This is a genomic window from Hyphomicrobium sp. (assembly GCF_019744875.1).
GTDB lineage: Bacteria > Pseudomonadota > Alphaproteobacteria > Rhizobiales > Hyphomicrobiaceae > Hyphomicrobium_C.
Genome location: NZ_JAIETU010000008.1, coordinates 1 through 7,082 on the forward strand (window position 1 = coordinate 1; position 7,082 = coordinate 7,082).

The following is a 7,082-nucleotide window of genomic DNA, read 5'->3' on the forward strand; positions in this document are numbered from 1 at the left end:
ACCACATCCCCCTGCGATTCGCCCTCGAATACGAGACTGATGTAGGAAATTGCCTCTTCGCGTTTACGAGCGAGAACGCCCTGATCGCCTTCGCCGGAACGCATGGTCCCGAGCGCATAGTCCCTGACGGAACGATGGTCCTTGTGGACCGACTGCGCGTTGAAGTGCATGTGGTTGCCATGGGCACCGACGAGTGCGATTTGCACAGCGTCCGCCAGACTGGTCTTGCCAGCCCCGTTGGGACCAAGGAAAGCAGTTCCCCCTTGTCGCAAGTTGAAGGTTTCGTAGTCCCAGAACGAGAACTGAACCAGGTGCATTGCACTAAGCGTCTTCACGAGCGCCCTCCTTTTCACTCGCGTTGACGTCACCGGTGGTGATCAATGACGATTTGAGATGAGCACCGAAACGATTGACGGCGTGTTCACTGAGTACCTCGGCGATCGCGGGAAGAATGGCGACTGCAAACGGTTGTGGATCGTCTTCCGGTGCATCGATCAACCTGGCCAGTCCGCAGCGAGACGCGACCTTCACGAGCCCCTTCAGCAGACTCTGATTCTTCGTTTCCAGCGTCCGGCCTGTCATTGATCGATATGTGGCGACAAGTTCCTCGATTCCGACAATCGCATCACCCTCGTCGGAGAGTTCCCCGGCACTACCGCGCAAGTGATACAGCTGCCTTAGAACGAGCAGAAAAAGCGTGTCCTGTGTATCGAGCGGCGTGTGCTTTACCACCTCCGGCACGACGTAGCAAAACTCAAGACGCTCGTTGAATCCGAGGCGCAGCCCCATCAACTCAACTGCCTCTTCGAAATCGCGACGATGGGCCGAGATGATCCGGAAAGCCGTGCTCTGCTGATTGAAGCGCGAATAGAGACATTGGTGGACGATCAACTGATACAGCGCCTGCTTAAAGTCGTCTACCTCGTAGATGCCATTGGAAGCATCGGCAAGTGTTCTCCAGTTACGCGGCATCTGACTCCCTCCAACTCACTTCAAAATTGGGAATATTGAAGTACTGTGTATCGACGCGACCGCCTGAAATCAGGGACACTTCGAATCCAAGCCTGCGCAGTAATGGATTGCGACGCACTGCCGCCTGATTGCGGCTGCTCATTCCGGCTAATCGCATGAGAACCAGAAACGAAACAGCATCCGAAACTGTTCGGATCGGCAGATCCAGCGCGGTGGCCTTGTCACCCTGCGACAGGAATTCACCGATGTAACGCCGCACTGCTGCCGGTGTGGTGTCTCTGTGCTCGATCATCGCTTTTCTGAGGAAATGAACAGCCTTCTCGTGCGGCGTCATTTCGCGCTTGCGCAATGGCGTACGCTTGGGTGCAGGGGGCGCCTCGACTGGAAGCCTCAATCGGTTGTCTCCGATCAAGGGGGTGGGCGCGAGCAGTCGCCCTTCCAGGGGAAGTCCCCGAGTGTCAGCCTCAATGACGGCGCGAACACTGTCGGCAAGCACTTCTTCGATCCGTTCGGACGCCTTAAGCCGATAGCCAAGGTAGGCGACAGCACGCTGTGTCGCGGCGTCCATCACCCGATCCATTCTTTCGAGAAACTTTTCGACATCGAGGAGCCGCCGGAAACGCTGTACGTCCCGTTCCAGCAACTCTTCTTCCTCTCCCGGCCTGTTGCCAGGAAGCTCTGCGTAGCCTTGCAAAAGTGCGACTCGACCGGGTCCCTCCAATGCTACCGAGTTGACGATCTCGATAATCTCATAGCGCAATCGGAGCGGATGATTCTCGGTTCTTAGCTGCTTGAAATCACGGACGTACAACTCGCTGATGTGTTCACTGAAAAATCGTCTTACAAAAACCGGCGTTTCGGTTTCCTGAGTCAGTTCCTTCATCAGGTCACGGACTCGCAGAGTCGTTGAATTCAATGAGTTGATGAGTCGCACGCAAAGCTGTGCCGCACTGACAAACCCGCCAGCCTGTCCCTTGGGATCTTGCGCCACGCTCTTCAATTGGTTGTAAACGAGAAGAACGTTTCCCCCAAAGAGCTGCGGCCCCTCCGTGACGAACTGCTGAACGGTGTCAAAGAATCTGGCGACCGAAGGTCGCATGCTGACGAATCGGCGCAGCCCCACCTTCTCTTCAGTGAGCCATCCGGTTTCCGCCAGCCGTGCGAGTAGCTGATTCGCCTGAATCGATATCGGCGTAGCCACCGCCGGCACGTCGCCGTCCCCCTCGTCCTCCCATCCCGCGTCAAGAAGAAAGCGTTCGATTTCCTTCACGACCTGGTCATGAAGGTAACCGTCGGGGTACGGCGGCACCGAATCCGGACCAAAGTAGCGATCAAAGAGCCGCACGAGCAAATCCCACGCGCGGCGGTTGTTTCGCCCGGTCAGCGCACCGAAGAGCCCTTGAGGTATCCGATCGAAGAGATTCATTTCATTGTTAGCCTTTCGGATAATTTATACTCTACACTAATTTATATTGCAAGCTAAATTATCCTGTAGGATAATATCCCAATGGATTCCGCCACAGAAAGACTGTCTGACCTTGAAACCGTCCTCCTTTGGGAGGGCGAGATCGACAACTTCCGTATACGGGAACTGTTGGGAGTGCAGGCCGTCTGGGCCAGCCGCCTGATGGGTGCCCTGCGGACACACATGGGCGTGCGCGCAGCTCGTTCAACGGCTCATGCGCCCCTGCGCCTCGCGCCTGGGCAGCCGGAACGCGAACGTAGGCAGTCGCCGGACGACTATCTACGCATTGCTTCCCGAGCACACGCCACAGCGGATCGTGAGCCGATGCTGGAAGATGCGCGGCGCGATCTTTCAGTAGTGGCGCCCGAGACATTCGCCGCCGTAGTGCAGGCCATGCGCAAGGGAATCGGACTGCAGCTCACCTACCGGTCGATGAATCACCCAGCCGGCACCGAACGCATTGTGTTTCCGCACGCCTTGGTTCGTGTCCCACGGCGTTGGCACATGCGCGCCTGGTGTACGGAGAGGCATGATTTCCGCGATTTCACCTTGGGTCGTGTCGGAAAAGTCGCGCTTGTCGAATCGACCGCGCCCCACCGGCGATCAGACGACAAGGATTGGAACGAGGTTGTTACTCTCACCGTGGTTGCTCACCCGGACCTCACGGCCGATCAGCAGTCCATGATCGCTGCAGAGTACTTTCCGGGCGCTAGCGCACGGCAGTTGAAAGTGCGTCGATGTCTTGCGAGCTACATCATCCAGGATTTGCGACTGGCAACCAACGCTGACAAACACAAACCACCAGAGTATCAATTGCTCGTCAGCAACGCCGAGAAACTTGGCACAGCCATCTGGGCTGAATAGCCGCAATCACCCGTCATCACACGTCACCATGCTTTCTTTTGTCACTCCCTCCCCGCAGCTTCCCGAAATTGCCGATGTTGTAGAAGACGGGTATGTGGAGGAGATCAGGGACGACACCACCGGTGACGTCCACAGGTCGGCGGACTTTCTTCGGCGGGAGCTCAGAGAACTCAATCGCCTTCGGGGAGAACAGGAAGATTTTCTGGCTGCCGGCAAACCGCGGTTCCGGTGCGCCCATTGCGAAGTCGGGGTAGCTCTCCGCTTGTCTGCTCTCCGGCGATGGTATTTTCGCCATGAGGAGGAAGATGGTTCGTGCAGATACCAGAGTAAAGGATTCCTGTCACAAGACGATTTTGATGCGAGGCGCTACAACGGCCAGAAGGAAGGACCGCAACACATTCGGATGAAACGTCTCATCCGCGAGAGCCTGATGCGAGACCGCACTTTCGATCAGCAGTCGATCCTTGAGGAGATTCGTTGGCGCGGCAAGGTCAAGCCTGGCAGTTGGAAAATTCCAGACGTACAGGCGATGCGTCATGGACTGCGGATTGCATTCGAGATCCAATTGTCATCGACCTACGTCAATGTCATGCGGCAGCGCCGGTCTTTCTATCTCGCGGAGGGCGGTCTTCTCTTCTGGGTTTTGACGCGCATACGTGAGGAGGACAGGCGGCAATTTCAAGACGACGTTCTTTACCCGAACAATTGCAATGTCTTCGCAATCGACGAGGAAACCCTTGCGTTGTCAGCGCAGAATGCAGAGCTCACGTTTCGATGTGGTTATCTTGAACCGGTGCAGGATGGGTGGACTCTCAAGGAACGCTGGTGCGAACGGATCGTCAGATTTTCTGAGCTCACGCTTGATCCGGCCAATCAACGTGTCTATTACTTCGACTACGACAATGCTCGATCCGAGATCGAACGAGCGCTGCGGACAATTGATGGCAGGTGCATCCTCGATGAATTCGAGTCCCTGTTACGATTTAGAGCCAACCAAGACGGAAATGTGCTGGACAAATGGCGAATACTGAAACGCTCTCTACCGGACGCGTTCACCTGGCCGCTCGATCTGTATGGCGGAGGCTTTTTCACTGCCGTCGACATATACCTCTCCGCACGCGCTGGACGGCCGATCGGATGGAACTATCAAAGCCTGATTCAAACAGCGCATCGCTGTATGGATATTCGCCCAGATTTTCTGCCGTTACTCGAAGCCTGCTTCAGCGCCTTCGGGCGCAGCAGCATCTTTTCCGACGAACGCTATGCGGAAAAGTGGAGCGCAAAACGTGCGAAGGCGGTAGTTGATGCAACTGCTAAATCCGATAGCAGGACCCACCTGCTTCGGCTTCGCCAGTATCGGCCGGCATTGGAATGGCTAATGCCCGAGGTCAAGAACGCAATTGCAGCTACTCTGGCGCAAGTTGATCCGCGCTAGCTGAGTACTGGGGCTTAGGAGCCTTGTGATACATATCCTAGGCGAATGACGAATTGTTTCCGATGTTTTGTATCGTTTACCAGCCCTTTTCGTCTCCCGGCCAGATGCGAGATCCCGCCGACATCAATCGCCTATTTCGATGAAGCCAGAATCGCAGCAAGTATCCCCAAGCCAATCATGACCGCTGCAGGCTGGATGCCCTTTTCGTCGCTGACCACCACGCCCTGCATCCGCAACCGTTCTGCCAATCCGTCCGCCTCACGCAAGAGGTCGCCTGGCGCAATATCCAATCGTCGAGCGATGACCCGAAGTTGTGAAATGGAAATCGTGGTATCGCCCTGTTCGATCCTCGAATAGGCAGACTGGGATACGCCCAGGGCGGTGGCAAGGTCGTTCTGGTGAAGGCCTTTGCGCCCGCGATGGCCCAGTAGCACCTGTCCGACCAAGGCCGTGTAGGGGATCGCAGGTTGTGGGGAGCTTGCGCGTTTATTCATATATGCGTATTATGCATGTATGCACAAGAAAGGACAACCCATGTACTTCAACGACAATCAGCATCAGTGGCCTACCCCAGGGACGGTTGTGTCTGTTCCTGCCTACATTTTCTTCAGACACAAAGGTGTCGTCTCCGACCGGTGGTATCACGGGAAACCGATGGTGATATCGAACTCCGCACGGGCTGGGGGGATTGCAGAAGAGTCGTGGGACACTTTCACGTCCGGTCAATTGTGGACAGACGAAGGACATCCCGGAAACCTGCATCCTTGGGAAGTGCTGCAACGCGCGCGCTCTGCGCGTCGCACGCAATACAACCTGCTCGAATGGAATTGCGAGAACTTCGTTGCCTACTGCCACGGCCTGCCCCCCAACAGTCCGCAACTTGCTGCCGTAGCGCTGCTCACGCTTGCCGGAGTCGTTCTCGCCGCCGCGCGTTCCTGATTCTATTCAATCGACTTTCGTATGCGCATTTGCATTCTCGGCTGGGGCTCGTTGATTTGGGATACGCGCCCGGAGTTTGATCAGCATCACGGCATGTGGAATCTCGATGGGCCGGTGCTCAGGCTCGAGTTTTCGCGCGTATCCGCGTCACGACAAGGAGCCCTTACGTTGGCTATCGATGCTGCAAATGGCGCACCGTGCCGCGTGGCCTACGCTGAAAGCTCACGCAAGAACCCGGAGGATACGATTTGCGACTTGCGTAGCCGTGAAGGGACAGTACTACGTCATATTGGGGCGATGTTTCTTGACGGCTCCAAATTGCAGGGAGGCGATGAGGCCACTCGCGACGCCATCCGAACCTGGGCTAAACAGAAGCAATTCGATGTTGTGGTCTGGACAGACTTACCGGCCAATTTCCAGAAGCAAGCCGGAATGCCATTTTCACTGGAGGCCGCATGTGCTTATCTCCGAGGGCTGTCGGTCGAAGGAAAAGCCAAAGCTGCGGAGTACGTATGGCGCGCGCCGGAATTCATCGTTACCCCGCTGAGACAGCGCTTGCAGGGGCAGCCCTGGTTTTCGCCCCCTCAGTAAATGGCTTCGCGAGTATGCGAGACGTCGTAAGCACTGTTCATAGGTGCTTCTTGTAATACGCCCACTGCAGTCTGGAAAGAATCCCCAGGGCCGCGGTCAGTGGCAAACCAATCCAACGGATGTCCGTCAGCAATGGCCACAACAATACCGTCAGGACGGCCACGACGATCAGCGCAACCTGCAGGTGCTTGGCGCGATGGTATAGGCTCCCTGATTCCCGTCCCCCACAAGCCCGCCGTATCGCGCGCTGCGTCAACCCATCCGTGGCGCCGACGAAGTACACAAGAAAAAGAAGCGGCACCGTCATGCCCAGCGTCGCCAGACGAACCCCAAGGAGCTGCGTACCAATCATCGCCACTTCGATCGCTTCACGATTGGCAATATAGAAGTTGCGCACGATCGTATCCGGTATGGAGAGTGCCGCACTTTCTGCAAAGCGGACACCCATGTCGTGAATCCCGGTGAACCGGAACACGAGGCCGTACAAAAAGTTCGCCGTGCCGGTGACCGCTCCCGCCCCACCGCCCTGCCAGGCTGCGAGTTCAATTCCACGACCGAGGTCCGCGGCAAGAATGTTCTTCAGCCGCGCCACGCCTTCAGGCCAGACCTTGAACACGAAAACCCAGTCGATGATCCACGCCGCGAGCAGGATGCCGAACAAGGCAAGGGACAGGGCAAACAGGAATTTGAGCGGCGCAAGGAGAGCGCCGGCTACGACACCATCGTGAAACGAAGCATTCCTAGAACTCATGTCCGTCCTCCCGTATCGGAGCATCGATCGGGCGATTCCAGTGCCCATCCATTCGCGCCCGGATC

Annotated in this window: 9 protein-coding genes; 4 read left to right on the forward strand and 5 right to left on the reverse strand. The window is 56.6% G+C overall.

All coding sequences use genetic code 11. The features are described 5' to 3' along the window. The 3 genes from K2Y42_RS17575 to K2Y42_RS17585 all read right to left on the reverse strand — a co-directional run. The coding region (locus tag K2Y42_RS17575; RefSeq protein WP_291154932.1) for an ATP-binding protein at positions 1 to 335 on the reverse strand (335 nt) is incomplete at its 3' end. Beyond that, on the reverse strand, positions 322 to 972 hold the full coding sequence (locus K2Y42_RS17580) for a DUF4194 domain-containing protein (protein WP_291154933.1): 651 nt from the start codon (positions 970 to 972) through the stop codon (positions 322 to 324). The genes K2Y42_RS17575 and K2Y42_RS17580, both read right to left, overlap by 14 nt. After that, positions 962 to 2,398: a Wadjet anti-phage system protein JetA family protein gene (locus K2Y42_RS17585; protein WP_291154934.1), complete on the reverse strand. Its 1,437-nt coding sequence runs from the start codon at positions 2,396 to 2,398 to the stop codon at positions 962 to 964. The genes K2Y42_RS17580 and K2Y42_RS17585 overlap by 11 nt, the downstream gene beginning before the upstream one ends. A gap of 81 nt (positions 2,399 to 2,479) precedes the next feature. On the opposite strand from K2Y42_RS17585, the gene K2Y42_RS17590 reads away from it, so the two are divergent. Together K2Y42_RS17590 and K2Y42_RS17595 are read left to right on the forward strand one after the other, a co-directional pair. Next, the gene (locus tag K2Y42_RS17590; RefSeq protein WP_291154935.1) at positions 2,480 to 3,301 is read left to right on the forward strand and encodes a WYL domain-containing protein; all 822 of its coding nucleotides are present in this window, start codon (positions 2,480 to 2,482) and stop codon (positions 3,299 to 3,301) included. Next, positions 3,276 to 4,736 (forward strand): DUF6035 family protein, encoded by a 1,461-nt coding sequence (locus tag K2Y42_RS17595; RefSeq protein ID WP_291154936.1) that lies wholly within the window; start codon positions 3,276 to 3,278, stop codon positions 4,734 to 4,736. Before K2Y42_RS17590 ends, K2Y42_RS17595 begins: the two co-directional genes overlap by 26 nt. A gap of 131 nt (positions 4,737 to 4,867) precedes the next feature. Here the strand turns inward: K2Y42_RS17595 and K2Y42_RS17600 are convergent, their stop codons facing one another. After that, a complete protein-coding gene (locus K2Y42_RS17600; protein WP_291154937.1) occupies positions 4,868 to 5,230 on the reverse strand; it encodes a helix-turn-helix transcriptional regulator in 363 nt (120 codons plus the stop codon). Positions 5,231 to 5,270: 40 nt separating this feature from the next. Here K2Y42_RS17600 and K2Y42_RS17605 point away from each other — a divergent pair, with 40 nt between their 5' ends. Then, the gene (locus K2Y42_RS17605; protein WP_291154938.1) at positions 5,271 to 5,675 is read left to right on the forward strand and encodes a lecithin retinol acyltransferase family protein; all 405 of its coding nucleotides are present in this window, start codon (positions 5,271 to 5,273) and stop codon (positions 5,673 to 5,675) included. 21 nt (positions 5,676 to 5,696) lie between these two features. After that, entirely contained in the window at positions 5,697 to 6,266 is a 570-nt protein-coding gene (locus tag K2Y42_RS17610; RefSeq protein WP_291154939.1) for a hypothetical protein, read from the forward strand. Between the two features lie 37 nt (positions 6,267 to 6,303). Here the strand turns inward: K2Y42_RS17610 and K2Y42_RS17615 are convergent. Next, positions 6,304 to 7,082, reverse strand: a 779-nt coding sequence (locus K2Y42_RS17615; RefSeq protein WP_291154940.1) for a DUF4400 domain-containing protein, incomplete at its 5' end; no start/stop codon positions are given.

Coding starts and splice junctions, on each gene's coding strand:
- K2Y42_RS17580 (WP_291154933.1), bottom strand. CDS start 972: ATGCCGCGTAACTGGAGAACACTTGCCGATGCTTCCAATGGCATCTAC.
- K2Y42_RS17585 (WP_291154934.1), bottom strand. CDS start 2,398: ATGAATCTCTTCGATCGGATACCTCAAGGGCTCTTCGGTGCGCTGACC.
- K2Y42_RS17590 (WP_291154935.1), top strand. CDS start 2,480: ATGGATTCCGCCACAGAAAGACTGTCTGACCTTGAAACCGTCCTCCTT.
- K2Y42_RS17600 (WP_291154937.1), bottom strand. CDS start 5,230: ATGAATAAACGCGCAAGCTCCCCACAACCTGCGATCCCCTACACGGCC.
- K2Y42_RS17605 (WP_291154938.1), top strand. CDS start 5,271: ATGTACTTCAACGACAATCAGCATCAGTGGCCTACCCCAGGGACGGTT.
- K2Y42_RS17610 (WP_291154939.1), top strand. CDS start 5,697: ATGCGCATTTGCATTCTCGGCTGGGGCTCGTTGATTTGGGATACGCGC.